The organism is Bradyrhizobium paxllaeri, assembly GCF_001693515.2.
GTDB classification, from domain to species: domain Bacteria; phylum Pseudomonadota; class Alphaproteobacteria; order Rhizobiales; family Xanthobacteraceae; genus Bradyrhizobium; species Bradyrhizobium paxllaeri.
In genome coordinates this window covers 7,112,185-7,129,351 of sequence record NZ_CP042968.1, presented here as the reverse complement: position 1 = coordinate 7,129,351, position 17,167 = coordinate 7,112,185, and the positions used below count along the sequence as shown (strand labels likewise).

Genomic DNA, 17,167 nt, shown 5'->3' with positions numbered 1-17,167 from the left:
GAGGAAAGCCATCGTGGAAACTGTTCTCGACAACATCAGCGCGTGCGATCTGCTCGTAGGCCTGCCGTCGCGGGTACACGATGTCTACGTGAAGTTCGCGCAGCAAACGCCCGATCATCCAGCGTTCGTCGAGGCGGGGCGCTCGTGGAGCTACCGGCAGTTCTCGGACGCGGTCGAGGCCGTCGCGCGCGATCTGCGCGAGCTGCAGGTCAGGCCCGGCGACCGGGTGATGGTGGCCAGCGAGAACAGCGTTGCCCTCGGCGCGATCCTGTTCGCCATCGGCAAGCTCGACGCCTGGGCCATTGCCGTCAACCCGCGCCTGAGCGCGCGCGAGCTCGAACAGATCAGTTCCCACAGCGGCGCCCGCCGGGTTCTCTTCAATTCGGCGCTCTCCGGGGAAGCCGCCAATCATGCGGCGCGCAACGGCGCGGCCACAGGTTCGATCGGACCGTTCGGCGGCATCGGCGTCGGGCCGTTGAACGAGGAGGCGCGGGCCGAGCCCGTCGAGGCCGACGCCGCGCGTCAGGTCGCGGCGCTGATGTACACTTCGGGTACCACGGGCGCGCCGAAGGGGGTGATGCTCAGCCACCGCAATCTGATGGTTGCGGCGAAAACCTCCGGCGTGCTGCGGAAGACCGGTCCCGCCGACCGGATCTACGGCGTGCTGCCGATGTCGCACATCGTCGGCTACTCGATCCTCCTGATCTCGACCCTGATGCACGGCGCCACGCTGCACGCCATCTCGAAGGCCGATCCTGCCGCGCTGGCGGAAGCGATCGCAAAGGACGGGATCACGACGCTTTACGGCGTGCCTGCGACCTATCAGCGTCTGCTCGAATACAAGGCCGTGAAAGGAATATCGCGCCTCGATCGCGGCCGCCTGCGGATGATGTGCGTGGCGGGTGCGCCGCTTGACCTGACGCTGAAAGGCCGGATGGAGGAGGAGTTCGGCATTCCCCTGCTCAACGGCTACGGCATCACGGAATGCTCGCCGGGGCTTGCCGGCGTACGCGAGAACCGGCCTGCCGACGACGAAACCGTGGGACCGATATTGCCGGGTGTCGAGCAACGGATCGTCGACCGGAACGGCCACGAAGTCCCGGTCGGCAGCGTCGGCGAACTGCATGTCCGAGGTCCCAACGTGATGCTCGGATACTATCGCTCCGTCGAGCAGACGCGCGCCGCCATCGACGCCGATGGCTGGTTCAACACCGGCGATCTCGCGCGCATCAACGGCGAGGGTGACCTCTATATCGTCGGCCGTACCAAGGAGCTCATCATCCGCTCCGGCTTCAATGTTTATCCCGCCGAGGTCGAGGCCGTGATCAACGCGCACGAACTGGTGGTGCAGTCGGCCGTCGTCGGACGCAGCGTCGAGGGCAACGAGGAGGTGGTCGCGTTCGTCCAGCTTCTGCCGGGCGCGAAGATCGGCGTGGACGAGCTCAAGTCCTATTCGGCGGGGCTGCTGACCTCCTACAAGCGGCCAAGCGAGATTGTGATCCTCGACGCCTTGCCCGCGGCGTCGACCGGCAAGATCCTGAAACACAAGCTGCGGGAATTGGCGAACGGGAGCAAGATCGACCCGGCGACGGCCGCTGGCTGACACATCAGCCGCCGCGTCCTTGAGGTAGCGAACAGGAGATAACCAATGGCCAAGAGAAACGCGACCGCGGCAATCATCGGTGCGGGAGACTATATCGGCGCCGAGATCGCCAAGAAATTCGCCGCCGAGGGATTTACCGTCTTCGCCGGCCGCCGCAACGGCGACAAGCTCGCGCCGCTGGTGGGCGAGGTCCAGGCCGCCGGCGGCAAGATCTTCGCGCGCTCGCTCGATGCCCGCAAGGAAGAGGAAATCACCGCGTTCCTCAACGATGCCGACAAGGAAGCGCCGCTTGAAGTCTGCATCTTCAATGTCGGCGCCAACGTCAACTTTCCGATTCTCGACACGACCGAAAGGGTCTTTCGCAAAGTGTGGGAGATGGCCTGCTATTCGGGTTTCCTGGCCGGCCGTGAAGCCGCGCGCCTGATGCTGCCGCGGGGCCAGGGCAATATCTTCTTCACCGGCGCCACCGCCAGCCTGCGCGGCGGGCGCGGCTACGCGGCCTTTGCCAGCGCCAAGTTCGGACTGCGCGCGGTGGCGCAGGCGATGGCGCGTGAGCTCGGGCCGAAGAACATCCATGTCGGCCACCTGATCATCGATTCCGGCGTCGATACCGAATGGGTTCGGCAACGACGCATCGAGGCCCACGGTCCGGACGCGCTGAACGATCCCGATGCGTTGATGCCGCCCGCGTCAGTCGCAAACGCCTACTGGCAACTCTACGAGCAGCCGCGCAGCGCCTGGACATTCGAAATGGAGATCCGGCCGTTCAAGGAGACGTGGTGAACCGCGGTCGCTTCTGACAACAAGGGGAGGGAGGCATGATGAGGAAAGCCGCCATTGCGGCAGCGTTGACGCTTGGGTTCGCGATCGCGCCGGCAAATGCCGAAACCGTCGGCGTCACCGCAACCGAGATCAAGATCGGCGGAACGTTTCCGTTCAGCGGTCCGGCCTCGTCGCTCAGCAATACCGCCAAGGGTCTGATCGCCTACATCACCTCCATCAACGAGCGTGGCGGCGTCAATGGTCGCAAGATCAACTACATCAGCTACGACGACGCCTATAGTTCGCCGAAGACCGTCGAGCAGACCAGGAAATTGGTCGAGAGCGACGAGGTCGCGTTCCTGTTCGGTCCGCTGGGTACGCCCGGCATCAGCGCGACGATCAAATACGTCAATGCCAAAAAGATCCCGCATCTTTTCGTCGTCAGCGGCGTCACCAGGTTTTCGAATTTTTCCGAGCATCCGATGACCTCCACCGGCCTGCCCAGCTACCGGACCGAGGGCACGATCTATGCGCGATATATTGCGCAAACCGCTCCCAGTGCGAAGATTGCGATCCTCTATCAGAACGACGATCTCGGTAAGGATTTTGTCGCGGCCTTCAAGGAACATTTGAAGGGCGACTACGACAAGAAGGTGATCGCCTCGTCGTATGAGGTCACCGAACCCACGATCGATTCCCAAGTCGTCACGCTCAAGGCGTCAGGAGCGGAAGCGTTTCTGCTTGCAGGCACGCCGAAGTTTGCCGCGCAGGCTATCAGGAAGGCCGATGAAATCGGCTGGAAGCCTCTCTTCCTCATTAATTTGGTTTCCACTTCAGTGTCGGCCACCATCGTGCCCGCCGGCCCCGACAAGGCCAAAGGCATTATCGCCGCCACGATGCTGAAGGATGCGAACGACTGGAAATGGGCTGATGATCCCGGCATGAAATGGTATCGCGCTCACTTCGAGAAATATCTGCCGGCGCGGATATCGGCGACGCCAACTATCTGTTCGGAACCCAGCAGGGCCAGATTCTCGAACAGGTGCTGAAGCAGTGCGGCGATGATCTTTCGCGTGAGAACGTCATGAAACAGGCGCGCAGCATCCGCGGGCTTTCGCTTCCGACGCTGATTCCGGGAATCGCCGTCAATACCGGACCTGACAACAGCATGGCTTACACGCAGTTGCAGCTTCAGCGCTGGACCGGAACTTCGTGGGAGCAGTTCGGTGACGTCTTGAGCGCCGACTAAACCCGGACAGCTGACCGCGAGCAGGAAGGCTTCCTGGAGCGCAGTTGCCGCGGCGTCGTTCCCGTCCAACGCTTGAAGGCATGGGTAAAGGTGCTCACCTCCCGATATCCCAGAAGCCACGCGATCTGTGAGATCGTCAGTTCGCCGTGCGTGAGGTATGCTTTGGCCAGGTCCATGCGATACTGATCCAACAGGGCCGAAAAGGTCAATCCCTCGGCTGCAAGCGCACGCGCGAGCGTACGACGGCTCATGCCAAGTTCTCGGGCAATTGCCGTCGCACGTGCTTTTCCGTGAGGAAGTAGCGGCGCATATGTCCACCAACATGCAGCGTGCGGCGGCTGCGTTGGCTTGATAGCGGGAGGTCGGCATTACGCACCGGAGTGAGTATGCAGATGCGTTGGTTCGAGCAGCATTCCCACTACCGGCTGCTGAAGCTGGTTTCGCCGTTCGTAGCGGTGGTTCATCGATTCGTTCCAATTCATCGCAAATGCCGCGCATCGGCGGGTGGATTTCGGGGGAATCGCACAGAGGGGCCGCGACCACCGCCAACGATACGTTTGCTTTCAGCGAGGCAGCCAGGCACGTCGCGGCAGATGACCCCAAGGCAGCGGACTCAATCGGGCACGATGTAAGCCGAACCGAATCCACGACCGCAGCCGATGCCGCGCATCTTTCCGGCACCGTCATCGACCCCGGTCATGACGCATCGGGCGTACTTGCCGGCGCCGCGTCCCTGTATCATCCGCCCTTCATCTGACCGCATCGCGTCACTCAGGCCTGGTCGGGGCTGATGGTTACGACCATGACGCCGTCGATCTTGATCAGGAACGTCATGGTCGGCTGGCTGGATGCCGGCGCTCGTTCGGCTGCGTGCCGGAATGCAGCGATCTCCTCTTGCGCCGCTGCCCGGGGGCTGAGCGTTGAACCCGGCGCGCAGACGGGAATACCGTCGGAGGTGAGCGCGCTCAGATCGGTCCGCAGGTCGGCGTCGCGACAGATTTCCCGTGCCTCGGCGAGGTCGTTCGCTTCGAACGCCAGCGTCGGCCTTCGATCGATGTCGAGAACAAAAACCTGAAGCGGGCCGGATCCATCCGGTCGCTGCGATGGTTCGCGGGCTGACACCAGGCAACTCCTCGATCAATCAGGTGGCGAGCTGAGCCGGCGGATCAAGGTTTCCGGAAGGGTCGGAGTTTGTCAAATCCTCGATCACGGCGTCATCAACGCCGGGTTACGAACGACGTAGCCCGCCAGCTGCGCGAAGCGGGCCATTGGAACGCAGTTCGAGAAATCCCAAAATTTGCTCGGAAACAGCACGGCGGCTCGTGCGTTGCATTTCTGCCGGTCCCACACTGTGGCGTCTGGTCAAAGCCTACATCCGAATTGCAATGCAAATTGTTCCCGGCCCCGCATTGTTGCGCACTCATCGCGTTCGAAATAGCATCAATCGCAAGTCAGGAACAGGCAGGGCAGAAGACATGAATATGAGGTCCTTCTTTGCAGCTTTCTGCCGTCGATCATTCGGTAGTGAATACGGAACCCGCACACTGGAAGCAACGCCTTCGCTGCCCTCACTGTTCGGCGGCGTTGCGGAACGTTTGGGCGCAGCCGTCCTGTTCGAATCCCGCCTGCGATTATAGCAGGGCCGGGTTTCCGGTGGTCGGCGCACAGCCGGTGCTGATCGATTTTGCAGACAGCATTTTTGAGCGCAGGATGTATGAGGCCGAGAGCGGCTCGGCGCTGCAGCGGGACGTCAGTCGCCGTTCCCTTGGATCGCGCCTGCATCGCTTTACCTTCGGCGGAAATCCGGTTGCGGTTTCCAACAGCGCGAAATTCATCGAGCTGTTGAAGCGGGAGTCGCGGCGGCCGGTCGTGCTCGTGATCGGAGGCGGGACCATCGGTCTGGGCGCAGACGAGCTCTACCGCGACGATTCGATCGAACTCGTTGGCACTGATGTCTATGCCTCGCCGCATACCGCGCTGGTGGCTGACGCCCACAGTCTGCCGTTCGAGGACGGCGTGTTCGACGGCGTCTGGGTGCAGGCGGTGCTGGAACACGTGCTGGAACCCGCAACGGTGGTTGCCGAGTTGCACCGGGTGCTGCGTCTGGAAGGCCTGGTCTATGCGGAGACGCCGTTCATGCAGCAGGTGCATGAGCAGGCCTATGACTTCTCACGTTTCACGCAGAGCGGTCACCGCTGGCTGTTCAGGCGTTTCTCGGAAGTCAGCGCCGGGCCGGTCGGCGGCGCCGGGGTCGCGCTTGAATGGTCGATCCGCTACTTCGCGCGCGCGCTCGGCGCGGGCAACAAGCTTTCGCGGCTGATCGTGCTGCCGTTCTTCTGGATCAGGTATCTCGATGCATTCGGCCGAGGCCGGGCCGCAGCAGATGCCGCCAGCGGCTTCTTCTTTCTCGGGCGCAGGGCCGAACAGGCGATGGATCCGCATGCGATGCCGGATTATTACAACCGCCAGAAATGAGCTTTGATGGACGGCGCGCGGCTCTACGAAATGCCCTTGATCTTCTTGCATGGCGTCGATGATGTCGACGACATCCGTGCGACGTCGGTTACGGAGCGGATCGAAAGCTTTTCCTTAGCTGTGATGAAGCGCAGCACGCCGTGCGGATAGGTGTCGCAGAACCGCGCCAGCGTCGAGGCGGTTGCCGGAACGCTGTCCTGTTTGGGGATCACCGCGATGCCGCCGTCCTTCAGGATGTACGCATCCTTCACGTTGGGCATGGCTGACGTTGCGATGCAGATCTTGAACAGGTCGTTGTAGGCCTGCGGCGTCAAGGCCTGGTCGCCACCGGGCGTTGCCAATAGATACTCGCGGCTCTTGCGGCAGTTCTCATTGTCCGCCCGCGCCGCACCGGTCGCGAGCGCCAGCAGCATTGCGGTCGCGACCCATCGCCTCATGCCGTTTTTCCCATCGCGTGGTTCTCGGATGCCCGCTTGCCGGCATAGGCCAGGCCATACGTTGTCGCCGCGCATCGCTCCCATGAAAGGGCGCGGGCATGGGCGGATGCGCCAGCCGCGAGAATGGCGCGCAGACCTCGGTCCGCGGCCAGCTCTGCGATCGCCGGCGATATGCTTTCTACCGACGGCGGCACGAGAATGCCTGTCTCGTCGGCCAGGACGGCGTCGGCTACTCCGCCGACGTCGGTCGCGACGCTCGGCAGGCCGGTGGCGCCGGCTTCCAGATAGACCAATCCAAATCCCTCCACCCGGCCGGTCGCATCGGGCATCCCCGTCAGGCAGAAGAAATCCGAGGCCGCGTAGAGATCGCGGATTTCCTCGTTCGATTGGGGCCCAAGGAAACGAATGTCGCATTCCGCCTGGCCGGCGGCGCGTCGCAGATCGCCGACATAATCGGCTTCACCGTCCGGCCCGACCACGAGCCACGTGATGCGATGGCGCAGTTCGTCCGGAAGCCGCGACAATGCAGCAAGTGTCAGATGGTGCCCTTTGCGGCGTGTGATGCGCGCGACCGTGATCATCACCAGGCGGTCTTCCGGCAGGCGATGGGCCAGGCGAATCTCCCGGCGCGTTCGTCGCCCGCCGAACCAGAATTCCGATACGCCCAGATTGATCGCGCTGATGCGGCGCGGATCGACGGCAAACCGCTCGCGGAACAGCGTCTCGGTAAAGCGGCTGTTGGCAACGACCTCCGTCCGCGGTCCGAACACTCCAGTGCCGCGTATCGCCATGCGCTTCAACGGCGTCTGCGTTTCGTTGATCTCGGTGCCGTGCACCGTCATGAGTACCCGCGCCGGCGTTCGCCATCTGGAAAGCGCAAGCGGGATGAAGAACGGCCAGTCGGCGGCATGGACCACGTCGTATCGGTCGCCGCGGACACCGCGGCGCGCCAGCATGATCTTGCGCGGCAGGTCGCGCATGGAATGAAGACCGCCGCTGAAGCGAACGACCTCGAAGGGCAGGGCGCGGTCATCGTCGGCAGTCTGCCGCGCGTAGTCCGGCGCCACCACGGTGACTTTGGCGCCGAGCCGGCTGGCGGCCGCGGCAATTTCGCGGGCGTATGTTCCAATTCCTCCCATCGCGGGAGCGAACTCGCTGGTCAACAGAAGGATATTCAAGCCGGCGCCCTCAATAGGTCGGCGCCGCGGCGGCAAGTCCGCGCGCATCCTGAATTTCATGGTGATAGCGGAAGACCCGCGCGAGCTGGGTGCCTGGCGTAAACGCCATGATGGTGTCGGCGACCTGCACCGGGTTCATCGCACCCGTCTCGATGGCATCCCTGATATCGACGAACCGCTGGACCAGCGCATCGACCATCTCGTCGCGGCTGCCGCTCCGCGGCACAAGATAGCCGCTGAAGCCGGGTCGGATCACGGATTCGAGCTGCGGCAGGTGCATGGCGACGACAGGGCGGCCAACCGCCAGGGTCTCGAGCACGCAGCGCGGCATGCCCTCGAACTCGGACGTCAGGAGTCCGGCATGCGCGCTCGCCAGTGTCTCCGCCATGCCGACGGCATCCTTGAAGCCGTGGCGCACGGTGATGTCCTCGATGGCGGCGAACTCCTCGAACCGGTGCGGGTCGCTGGTGCCGATATAGTGAAACCTGACATCGCCGTTCAATCGCTGCCGCAGGCGGTCGATCGTGCGGAACATCAACGGCGGATCCTTGAACTCGTCGAGCCTGCCCGCGAACACGATCTGGAATGGCGAAGAGTTCAGCGGCCAGACCTGCGGCTTGAAGATGTCCGTGTTGACCCAGGTCCAGAGCGTGTCGATCTTGTCCTTGCGGCGCGGATAGGTCTGCTGCAGCCGCTCGGTGATGAATGGATTGACGCAAAGAAATTTCTCGCTCATGGCGACGGCGAACCGCTCGCCGGTGTTGTGGACGAAGGAATATTTCCGCAGCAGCGAATCCATCTGCAGCTTCGGCGCGCCCTCGCCGTGAAGCATCTGCACGAACGGGAGCCGCAGGATCGCCGGCAGCCATGAGAACTCCACCCGTCGTAGATCGATCGAGCATCGTCGCGCACGGATCAGTTTCGCAATCGGCCGGAAATGACGCAGCAGCGCCATGAAGAATTGTCCGGTCAGCGAGGTGCGGATGCTGCGCGCCGCTTCGCGGGCCTGCTGGTCCGAATAATGCAGGATCGGCAGGAAGTCGAAACCGCGGCCGCGGAACGTCAGCCGGTGAAGCTGTCCGAGCTCCAGCTCGCCCGTCGAGTCGACGCCGATGAAGAGGATATCGGTGTCAACGGGATGAAACGTGATGAAGTCGCGGATGTATGTTTCAAGGCCGCCGACCTTCTGGCCGCGCGGATCGAATGGATGAATCAAGCAGATCTGGTAACGTGGCTTGATCCGGTTGGCATTTCGCGCGCGTAGCGCGAGGGTCAATGTTGAAGTCATGCCGCTTTCCTCATGCGCGCTTGGACGATTTGCGGAATGGTTCGCGCCACGAGCCGCGGAACCTCCGTCATGCATTTGACATAGCGGGGGCCGAGCCGCCGCGGCTCTCGCAGCATGCGCCACGCCCACTCCAGCCCGGTTTTGCGCGCGATGGATGGCGCGCGGTCTTGCGCGCCGGCGATGAAATCGAGCGCGGCTCCGATGCACAGCACTCCGGTTCCGTTCAGCTCGTCGAGGCACCGCGCCGCGAACAGTTCCTGCCGTGGCGCGCCCAGCGCGACGAAGCAGAGTTTTGCGCCCGAGGAACGAATGCTTTCGATCGCAGCATCGGCTTCGCTGGAATAGGGATCGAATCCCGGTCCCGGCGCAAGCCATCCGGCGATCTGCAATCCCTGGAATCGTTCCGCCAAGCGTCGCGCCGTCATTTTCAGCGTGAGGTCGTTGGCGCCGAACAGAAAGACCGGCAGCCCTTTCTTGCGGGCTTCCGCACAAACCGGTTCGACGAGATCGGCACCAGTCGTGCGCTCGATTCGCGTTCCCATGAGACGACTGAGTACGACGATGGGGAACCCGTCGGCTGTCACAAATCTGGCACGGCGATAGGCGGCGCGAAAATTGGCGTGCTGCTGCAGTTGAACGACGTGATCGAGATTGAGCGTGCAGACGCTGAAGTTGTCGCCATGTTGCGCGGCCGACACGATCGAGGACACAGCTTCCGGAAGCGTGGGAACATTGATCGTGATGCCATCGACTGTGAGGCGCGGCTGCAACTGCGCTGGTGGTTCCGACATGTCGATCTCCTGCTGATGATGTGATCGAGAGACGCAAGTGGCGGGGACTAATCGACATGCGCATCGCAACTGGAACTGCGCGCCGAAAATTTTTCTCGACCGGCATTCGTCACGAAATCGAACTAATGCGACGCAACGATGGCGGCGCCGCGTTGCGGACGAAGAGACATGGCGGCGAAGCATTCACATCATGGAGATCAGCTATGCAGCAGTGGTCGAGGCGAAATGCGCTCGCTCTCATCGCAGGAGCAGGTGTTGCTTCTTACGGGAGGAACGCACTCGCCGCGCAGTCCGCGCAGAGTCTCGGCGCTATCGCAGCTCGTAACGGCATTGTGTTCGGCGCAGCTGCTGGTCCCGTGATCGACAAGGATCGTGCCTATCGCGAGCTGTACCAGACGCAGACGCGCATCGTTACGACGGATATCGCGATGAAGATGGGAACCATCGCGCCCCAACCGGGGCCGAAACGATTCGAGAGTGCGGATCGTCTGCTGCAATTCTGTGCAGGCAACAACATTCCGATGCGCGGCCACTGCCTTATCTGGAACGAATGGGTTCCGCAGTGGATCAAGAGCATGAGCAGCGCGGAGCGCGAGAAGTTCTTCGATTCCTATATCGAGGAGGTGGCCGCCCGCTATGTCGGCAAGCTGCACTCATGGGACGTCGTCAATGAGCCGTTCTGGCCCGGGCACAAGGCGCCCGGCGGTTACCGGCTCGGCCCATGGTACGACACGTTCGGAACCGGCTATGTGCGCCGCGCCTTCGAGCGTGTGGCGGTGGTCGACCGCAAGACAAAACTGGTTCTGAATGAGGCGCAGAGCGAGCGCGACGATGATGTCGGCCTCACGGTTCGCAAAGGCCTGCTGCAACTGGTCGACGAGCTGAAGCATGCCGGCGTGCCGCTGCATGCCGTCGGACTGCAAAGTCACCTGCAGCCGCGCTATCCGCATGACCCCGGACGCTTTGCCGAATTCCTGCACGCGCTTGCCGAACGTGGCGTCGAGATCTACCTGACCGAATTCGACGTGCGCGACGATACGTTTCCGGACGACATCGCGGCGCGCGACGCCATGATTGCGGAGACCGCCGAGAAGTACCTGAACAACGCGCTGCGCGTTCCGGCGGTCAAGATGGTGATCGCGTGGGAACTGGCCGACAATTACTCGTTCTATACCGATGCGGCGAAGAAAAAGGATCCTCTCGCGCAACGGCTGCCGCGGCCCCTGCCGTTCGATTCATCGATGCAGAAGAAGCCGCTGTGGTATGCGATGGCGCGCGCGTTCGAGAATACAAGGAAGTCGTAGCCGCGGATGTGTCGGATGCGCTCATGCCCCCGAATGCTGGGGGCGTGGGCGGAGCATTCGCATGAGCGACGGCGCGTAGAGCAAGGCAAGCGCGCCGAAATAGGCGGCGGCGCCTGCCGCGACATGTGCCGCCAGCACGGCAAGCGAGCGGGCCTCCGGGAATATCCGCAGCAAGGCGGCCATCGCAATTGTCGCCAATGCGATGCGCAGGAGATGGTTGACCGGAAGCCGCAGGCCGAATTTGGTAAAGCCGATCGAAAAGCTGACGATGGCGGCGGCGAGCGCCGCCAGCACCGTGGCGCCGGCGACGCCGGTCAATCCCCAGACGGGCAGAAACAGGGCGCTCAGCACCACAGTCGTCGACGCGTCGATCGCGGCAATCGCCATCATCCAGCGCGTGCGATTTTGCAGCAGAAAGACCTGGTCGCCGAAATGAGCGCGAAAATTGCGGATCGCGCCGGCGAGGATAGAGAGCGGCAGGATGGCGAGCGTCACCGCCTGGAACGGCGCTGCGATCAGGAGATGCACGATCTCCGCTCGCAGCATGATGATGCCGGCAAGGCTTGGCGCCAGGATTGCGATAAGGAGTGCGCTGTTGGTGGCAAGCTGGCGCATGCCGGCCTGATTGCCACCCTGCTCGATGCTTTTCACCGCCAGCGGGAAAGCGGCCGCGGTCACCAGCATGGCCGCAACGGCAGCGGCCCGCTGGCCGAGGCCATAGCCGACCGCGAATAGGCCCGCCGCGGCCACGCCCGAGAATTGGCTGATGATGAAGCGCGACGCATTGAGGCCGACCCAGCCGAGCGCGCCGCCGATAATCAGGGGAAGGCCATAGCGCAGGGCGTGGACCACGATCTCCCGGTCGATCGGCCACAGGCGAGGGCTCCAGCCGATCCACGGAAGGACGATGAGTGCGGCAATCAGTTGCGCCAGCGCGTAGCCGGCCAGCGGCCATTCCGGCGATTGGCCGATCAGCTTGATCAACACCAGGCCCATGATAAATCCGACGGATGGTCCGAATACCTGCTGGATCGTATAGACCCGGATCTGCTGCCGCGCGCGGGCGCGTTCACCGATGTAGAGATTGAGCGATCGGGTGATCACATAGGCGATGGTAGCGAGCAGAAGCCCCGTTCCGGCGCCGGGCGCGATGACCAGAAGCAGAATTCCGACCACGGCCGCGCTCTGCAGAACCACGGACGCGAGCAGCACCGCGCTTTCGGTGCGGTAGAAACGGGGCCCGTCGCCCGCGTCCTGGTACCGTCCGAGGAAACGCAGCGCATATTGCGACCACCAGGCGAGGAAGCCGATCTGCAGCAATTCATGCGTGGCCGTGATCAGCGTGATGACGCCGAGCGTGTGCTCATCGACAACATGCGTCCATACGATCATCGCCAGAAGCTGGAACAGCGGTCCGACGAATTGCGCGGGCAGATAGAGCAGGGTGTGCTTGAGGAGCATCTCTTAAGCCCCCAGCCAGCGGCAGATTCGGGGTGAGGCCAGTTGCCTCACCGTCAGCAGCGCGGCGGTGCTAACAAAAGCGGTCACGCCCCAGGTAACGGCAAAGCCGGCGATACCGCCGAACTGGCGCAGCCCGCCGTGATCGCGCAGCGCCATGACGACGAAGATGTGCCAGAGATAGATGAAGTAGCTGCCCGAGCCGATCCACCCGAGCAGCGGCGATTTCGGCTGGATGGCGAACAGCGCAACGCAGAACAGGGCCGCATAGAGGAAGAAGGCGACCGAATCGTACGTGGCGGCGTCGCCGAGGTTGAAGATGCGCACGGCGGCATAGAACACGTACGCCGCCAGCATGGCGCCAAGCAGCAAGCGGCGCACGCCCTGATCGGTGAGGTCTGCAAACATTGCGGTCAGCGCGCCGAGCGCGACAAAGGAGAACCAGAACGGAATGTCGCGCATGCGGACTTCGTCGAGCAATGCCTCCGAGGCGCCGAGCCTGGACATGGCCGGATCGAGATAGCTGCCGGCCAGCAAGCCGCAGCCGATCGAGAGCAACAACAGCGCCGCGAGGCGTTGCCTTGATGCGGGTCCACCGCCGCCGGTCGCAAAGATGAGCCACAGGCCGAGCATGCAGCAGACGTAGACGAAGACATAATAGTAGACGAACACGTATCCGAGAGCGAACCGGGCGAGCGTCGTGCCGATGCGATGATCCATCGCCGGGTTATGCAGCGCCATGTAGGCATAGGCGGCGACGAACGCGATCGCGTAAGGGATCAGGGCCGCCCTTAGCCGCTTCGCCAGCGGCACGCGGCCGGAGAGCGCCGTCAGATATCCTGATACGAACAGGAACACCGGCACGCAGGGCCGCAGCGCCGCGTCGAGGGATTTTGCCCAGGTCACGTCGAGCGGCTGCGGCAGCGAATGAATTCCGATCACCATCAAAATGGCGATGCCGCGCATGGTGTCGACGACGCCGTCGCGGGCTTTAGCCGGTGCATGCGTGACGCTCAGGGATGCCGGAGTTGCCGGCAGGCGCTCGACGACCGTCATCGCGCGCTCTCCTGCCGTGACACCGCACGCCCGATGGCGCGGCGGTCGTAAGCCTCGGTCAGATATCGTCGCAGCGGCGTTTCGAACGTGCGCAGCGAGATGACGCTCGCGATGGCGAGAACGACGATCGCCACCGGCGCCAGAATCAGACGTTCAGGTGGCGACAGTGAAAGCAGCCGCGATCCGAAGGTGATGATGACGGTCGCAACCGGGATGTGCAGCATGTAGCAGGAATAGGTCAGCGGCGACCAGCGATCGAAGCCGAGCCGCGACAGCAACGTGTCGCGCCCGGCGCAGTCCACTTGGATGGCCAGCAGTGCGATGGCGTAGATCGCGAGCAGCGCGGTCATCGTCGGCAGCCACGAGCCGAGCACGATAAACGCCGTCAACGATGCGGCGAGTGCGCCTGGAATTGTGGGCCAGCGTGCGATCCGGTCGCGAAACAGATAGCAGGCGACGCCGAGGCTGAAGGCGGGCAACGCCCGGAAGCCGCCGCCTTGATTGATCCAGTCGACCCATGGTGTCGTCCCTGCGGCCACCACCCAAAGGGAGTTGGCGAGTGCGGCGAAGACCACGAGCGCAATGACCGCCTCCTTGCGGCGCTGAGCGATCAGCGCGACGGCCGGGAACAGCAGATAGCAGAACATTTCCGCCGAGAGCGACCAACTCGGGAAGTTGAACGTCAGGCGCTCGCCGATGAAGGCGTGAAGCAGCAAAAATTGTGCAGGCAGGTCGGAAAGCGGATAGCGGGCAGGGTTGTCCGTCCGCGCGGCGCCGAAATGAAGCGCGCCGGCAAGCGCCACATAGAAGGCGAGGGTGGCGAGATGCAGCGGATAGATGCGGGCGAGACGACGCCAGAGGAAGCGGCCGATCGATGCAGCGTCGTCGACGCGGCCGAAATACTGGCGTGCGATGACGAAGCCGGAGACCACAAAGAACAGATCCACGAACAGATTGAAATGCCAGGTGTGGGCGACCATGAAGTGGCCGACGGGCACGTCCTTGAAGTAGTCGGAATAGTGAAGGATCACCACGGCGCTGGCCGCGATGATCCGTAACCCGTCCTGGTGCCTTGTGGCGCTGGTGTCATGCAAGGCGGCGGTACTCCGGAGCAGCGTTTCCCTGAAGGTGAGCAAGGCGGGCGATCAGGCTGATGACGTTTTCGCGGTCGCCGCGGGCCAGATCGTTCCAGCGCGCCAGATTTCTTGCAGCGTCAGCCACGTATCGGGCGCGCCAATTCTCGTTCCAGAGCGCAGCCGCAATCCGCGTGGCGGCAGAGGCGGGATCGGCGGTATCGATGTAGATGCCGGACTCGCCGAGCACTTCGCGGAAGATCGCGGCATCGGGCGCGACGATCGGCAGCCCGGCGTACTGCGCCTCCAGCAGCGGCAATCCCAGGCCTTCGTCATGGGATGTGCAGATGAAGAGGTCCGCGGCGTCAAGCAGTTGATTAACCCGCTCGGCGGACTGATATCCGTGCAGCGTCACGCCCGGTTGCTGCTCTAGCGCCTGCCAGTCGTTACCCCATCCCGGCCTTCCGACGATATCCAGCGTGGCATCAGGAAACCCCTGCATGCGCAGGGCCTCGAGGATTTTTGCCGCCGCTGCAAAATTCTTGCGCGGCTCCACCGTCCCCAGCGCGATCAACCGAAGTGGCTGGGGCTCCGCGCTTCGTTCGCTGCGTTGACCCGGGTCGAGCCCAAACACGTTACGCACCGCAGGCCGATAGAGCGTCACCTCGGCATCCGACCGGCAATGCGCGGCGAGCTTACGCCTTGTGTCGCCGGAATTCGCCAGAAAGCGCGGATAGTGGCGCAGCGCGAGCTTGAAGGGGCCGGCCATGTAGAGCCGCGCCCGCATATTCAGCTCTGCGCGCCGCGTGATCAGGAAGTCGTCGTGGATATAGGGCAGCACGCGGGAAGCAAAGGGCCGCAGCAGCGGGCTGGGCGGAAAGCCGGGGCAGAGCAGGATGGAGGACGACGCGGCCAGCCGCATCGGCAAGCCCAGCGTCTGCGTCGTCAGCATCTGGCGAAGCCCCTGCGCCGTCACCGGAACGACATCGAGCGGCGCAAGCGCTTTAGCGGAGAACAGCTCCAACGTAATGCGTTCCAGGCCGGTGACGTGGCGTCCGAGATGGGTGTTGTCGATATAGATAGCCATGCGAAGAGAATCCCAAAGTTATGCCGCAACGGACCGGTAGGTGACATGCGGGCGAATTTGCGAGGGCGCGGCGACGCGCCGCTGCGTGCGCGGCAGCAAGACCGAAATGAGGATCACGAACTGCGCGAGCTGAATGTTCTTCGACGAGAAGCTCACCGAACTCGCCGCGATGATGACGATCAGCAGCATGATGGCCCATGCCGCCGGACTCGAACGGCGCAGCACGTCGACGAAGAAGCAGACCAGGCCGATCGTCAGCAGGATGGTATGGATGAGGCCGAACTGAACGACGGATGAAATCCAGAAGTTTTCGATGCCGTAGTTGAGGCCGAGTTGCGACTGCAGCGCGTTCACCCGAACCGGGTTGGGGCCGAGGATCAGTTCATTCCAGTCGAAATGCGAGAGCAGGCTGAAGGTGGCGTAGCGCGCCAGCGTGCTGCCCTTGTCGGAAGAGAAGCGCAGCAGCATCTTGTCGAAAATGCCGAGGTCGAGCGCGGCGAACACGATGGCGCCGGCCGCAAACAGCACGCAGATGGCGAGAATGGCTGCAGGAAGCTGCGTTCGCTTTCCCCGCATCAGGCGGAGTGCCTCGAAGCCGCCGAGCAGTCCGATGACCGCCAGCACGGTGACCAGCGAGGTTCGGCCGCCGAACGCCATCAGCGACGCCAGGCAGAATGCGATCAGCGGCAGCTGCAGCAGAATCGGCGGACAGATCGCCGGACGAAGCACCAGCGCGAGCACGTAGGCGCCGACGATGCCGGATGCTGTCAGCGGATGGCCGAGCAGCGCCGCGGAGCGCCATTCTCCCATCACCACGACATCGCCGAGCGTCAGCGGGATCAGACGGTGGCCGGAGAAATACTCATAGTATCCGAGCACGACGTTCAGCAGGATCGTGAAGTGAATGGCCCAGACCAGCGGGCGCCGTTGCGCAGGCGATAGTTGCCACATCACCATCGCGATCAGGATCGGCAGCAGGAACGTGTCGATGATGACCGTGAAGGGGCGCTCGAGCACGATCACCTGGACCAGCAGAAAAAGCCAGCACAGCAAATACGCCAGCAGCAGCTTCGATTCGGAAAGTATCCGGTTGAGCTCGCCAACCGGGCCGCGGCTGCGCATCAGCAACAGCGAGAACGCGAGCACCGTGAAATAGGTCGCCGGATGCAGCTTTTCGTAAAAGTTTCCGCCCGCCGTCAGATAGTGGATTTTCCAGGTGGTCAGGACGGAGGACGAGAGCGTGAAGGTCGCAATGACGGCCAGCAGCATTAGGCCGGTCGCGATCCGTTCAATGAACGCATCGGCATTCGTGGCGCGCCCAGGCGTATGGGCCGGCCGTACCGCGTCCAATACAAGGGGACGGCGGCGCATGTGCGCGACGCCTGCCGATCCGTTCAACGGTCGAC

The 17,167-nt window shown here is 63.2% G+C and carries 15 protein-coding genes and 1 pseudogene; 5 read left to right on the top strand and 11 right to left on the bottom strand.

The window, feature by feature from the left end; genetic code table 11:
- Nucleotides 1–13: 13 nt before the first annotated feature.
- From LMTR21_RS34085 to LMTR21_RS34075, 3 genes and pseudogenes are all read left to right on the top strand, one after another.
- The gene (locus tag LMTR21_RS34085; RefSeq protein WP_141688206.1) at nucleotides 14–1,603 is read left to right on the top strand and encodes a class I adenylate-forming enzyme family protein; all 1,590 of its coding nucleotides are present in this window, start codon (nucleotides 14–16) and stop codon (nucleotides 1,601–1,603) included.
- Nucleotides 1,604–1,648: 45 nt separating this feature from the next.
- Nucleotides 1,649–2,386, top strand: coding sequence for an SDR family oxidoreductase (locus tag LMTR21_RS34080; protein ID WP_065751920.1), 738 nt, complete (start codon nucleotides 1,649–1,651; stop codon nucleotides 2,384–2,386).
- Between the two features lie 35 nt (nucleotides 2,387–2,421).
- Nucleotides 2,422–3,614, top strand: a pseudogene (locus LMTR21_RS34075) (ABC transporter substrate-binding protein).
- On the opposite strand, the gene LMTR21_RS40455 reads toward LMTR21_RS34075, so the two are convergent.
- A complete protein-coding gene (locus tag LMTR21_RS40455) occupies nucleotides 3,611–3,865 on the bottom strand; it encodes a helix-turn-helix transcriptional regulator (RefSeq protein WP_065751919.1) in 255 nt (84 codons plus the stop codon). The pseudogene LMTR21_RS34075 and the gene LMTR21_RS40455 sit on opposite strands and share 4 nt — an antisense overlap.
- A gap of 520 nt (nucleotides 3,866–4,385) precedes the next feature.
- Nucleotides 4,386–4,736 (bottom strand): hypothetical protein, encoded by a 351-nt coding sequence (locus LMTR21_RS34065; protein WP_065751917.1) that lies wholly within the window; start codon nucleotides 4,734–4,736, stop codon nucleotides 4,386–4,388.
- A 531-nt stretch (nucleotides 4,737–5,267) separates the two neighbouring features.
- Here LMTR21_RS34065 and LMTR21_RS34060 point away from each other — a divergent pair.
- Entirely contained in the window at nucleotides 5,268–6,089 is an 822-nt protein-coding gene (locus LMTR21_RS34060; RefSeq protein ID WP_141688205.1) for a class I SAM-dependent methyltransferase, read from the top strand.
- 23 nt (nucleotides 6,090–6,112) lie between these two features.
- On the opposite strand, the gene LMTR21_RS34055 is transcribed toward LMTR21_RS34060, so the two are convergent.
- The 4 genes from LMTR21_RS34055 to LMTR21_RS34040 are packed head-to-tail and all read right to left on the bottom strand — an operon-like array spanning nucleotide 6,113 to nucleotide 9,783.
- A complete protein-coding gene (locus LMTR21_RS34055; RefSeq protein ID WP_246174776.1) occupies nucleotides 6,113–6,526 on the bottom strand; it encodes a hypothetical protein in 414 nt (137 codons plus the stop codon).
- Nucleotides 6,523–7,704, bottom strand: coding sequence for a glycosyltransferase family 4 protein (locus LMTR21_RS34050; protein ID WP_084030542.1), 1,182 nt, complete (start codon nucleotides 7,702–7,704; stop codon nucleotides 6,523–6,525). The genes LMTR21_RS34055 and LMTR21_RS34050 overlap by 4 nt, the downstream gene beginning before the upstream one ends.
- 10 nt (nucleotides 7,705–7,714) lie before the next feature.
- The gene (locus tag LMTR21_RS34045; RefSeq protein ID WP_065751914.1) at nucleotides 7,715–8,992 is read right to left on the bottom strand and encodes a glycosyltransferase; all 1,278 of its coding nucleotides are present in this window, start codon (nucleotides 8,990–8,992) and stop codon (nucleotides 7,715–7,717) included.
- Nucleotides 8,989–9,783 carry a WecB/TagA/CpsF family glycosyltransferase gene (locus tag LMTR21_RS34040; protein WP_065751913.1) on the bottom strand — a complete coding sequence of 265 codons (795 nt, stop codon included), beginning with the start codon at nucleotides 9,781–9,783 and terminating at the stop codon, nucleotides 8,989–8,991. Before LMTR21_RS34040 ends, LMTR21_RS34045 begins: the two co-directional genes overlap by 4 nt.
- A gap of 203 nt (nucleotides 9,784–9,986) precedes the next feature.
- On the opposite strand from LMTR21_RS34040, the gene LMTR21_RS34035 reads away from it, so the two are divergent.
- Nucleotides 9,987–11,087 carry an endo-1,4-beta-xylanase gene (locus LMTR21_RS34035; RefSeq protein WP_065751912.1) on the top strand — a complete coding sequence of 367 codons (1,101 nt, stop codon included), beginning with the start codon at nucleotides 9,987–9,989 and terminating at the stop codon, nucleotides 11,085–11,087.
- Nucleotides 11,088–11,108: 21 nt separating this feature from the next.
- Here LMTR21_RS34035 and LMTR21_RS34030 read toward each other — a convergent pair whose 3' ends face one another.
- Genes LMTR21_RS34030 through LMTR21_RS34010 form a run of 5 tightly spaced genes read right to left on the bottom strand, consistent with a single transcriptional unit; the run spans nucleotide 11,109 to nucleotide 17,132 of the window.
- Entirely contained in the window at nucleotides 11,109–12,548 is a 1,440-nt protein-coding gene (locus LMTR21_RS34030) for a lipopolysaccharide biosynthesis protein (RefSeq protein ID WP_065751911.1), read from the bottom strand.
- Nucleotides 12,549–12,551: 3 nt separating this feature from the next.
- Nucleotides 12,552–13,601, bottom strand: a complete 1,050-nt coding sequence (locus tag LMTR21_RS34025) for an acyltransferase family protein (protein ID WP_246174773.1) — start codon at nucleotides 13,599–13,601, stop codon at nucleotides 12,552–12,554.
- Entirely contained in the window at nucleotides 13,598–14,695 is a 1,098-nt protein-coding gene (locus LMTR21_RS34020) for an acyltransferase family protein (protein WP_065751910.1), read from the bottom strand. The genes LMTR21_RS34025 and LMTR21_RS34020 overlap by 4 nt, the downstream gene beginning before the upstream one ends.
- A complete protein-coding gene (locus LMTR21_RS34015; protein WP_065751909.1) occupies nucleotides 14,688–15,761 on the bottom strand; it encodes a glycosyltransferase in 1,074 nt (357 codons plus the stop codon). Before LMTR21_RS34015 ends, LMTR21_RS34020 begins: the two co-directional genes overlap by 8 nt.
- Before the next feature lie 18 nt (nucleotides 15,762–15,779).
- The gene (locus LMTR21_RS34010) at nucleotides 15,780–17,132 is read right to left on the bottom strand and encodes a VpsF family polysaccharide biosynthesis protein (RefSeq protein ID WP_065751908.1); all 1,353 of its coding nucleotides are present in this window, start codon (nucleotides 17,130–17,132) and stop codon (nucleotides 15,780–15,782) included.
- Nucleotides 17,133–17,167 lie beyond the last annotated feature (35 nt).

What these genes read in the sequence shown, in the direction of transcription:
- LMTR21_RS34035 (WP_065751912.1), top strand. Translation starts at nt 9,987, where the DNA reads ATGCAGCAGTGGTCGAGGCGAAATGCGCTCGCTCTCATCGCAGGAGCA.
- LMTR21_RS40455 (WP_065751919.1), bottom strand. Translation starts at nt 3,865, where the DNA reads ATGAGCCGTCGTACGCTCGCGCGTGCGCTTGCAGCCGAGGGATTGACC.
- LMTR21_RS34015 (WP_065751909.1), bottom strand. Translation starts at nt 15,761, where the DNA reads ATGGCTATCTATATCGACAACACCCATCTCGGACGCCACGTCACCGGC.
- LMTR21_RS34080 (WP_065751920.1), top strand. Translation starts at nt 1,649, where the DNA reads ATGGCCAAGAGAAACGCGACCGCGGCAATCATCGGTGCGGGAGACTAT.
- LMTR21_RS34045 (WP_065751914.1), bottom strand. Translation starts at nt 8,992, where the DNA reads ATGACTTCAACATTGACCCTCGCGCTACGCGCGCGAAATGCCAACCGG.
- LMTR21_RS34055 (WP_246174776.1), bottom strand. Translation starts at nt 6,526, where the DNA reads ATGAGGCGATGGGTCGCGACCGCAATGCTGCTGGCGCTCGCGACCGGT.
- LMTR21_RS34040 (WP_065751913.1), bottom strand. Translation starts at nt 9,783, where the DNA reads ATGTCGGAACCACCAGCGCAGTTGCAGCCGCGCCTCACAGTCGATGGC.
- LMTR21_RS34025 (WP_246174773.1), bottom strand. Translation starts at nt 13,601, where the DNA reads ATGACGGTCGTCGAGCGCCTGCCGGCAACTCCGGCATCCCTGAGCGTC.
- LMTR21_RS34010 (WP_065751908.1), bottom strand. Translation starts at nt 17,132, where the DNA reads ATGCGCCGCCGTCCCCTTGTATTGGACGCGGTACGGCCGGCCCATACG.
- LMTR21_RS34030 (WP_065751911.1), bottom strand. Translation starts at nt 12,548, where the DNA reads ATGCTCCTCAAGCACACCCTGCTCTATCTGCCCGCGCAATTCGTCGGA.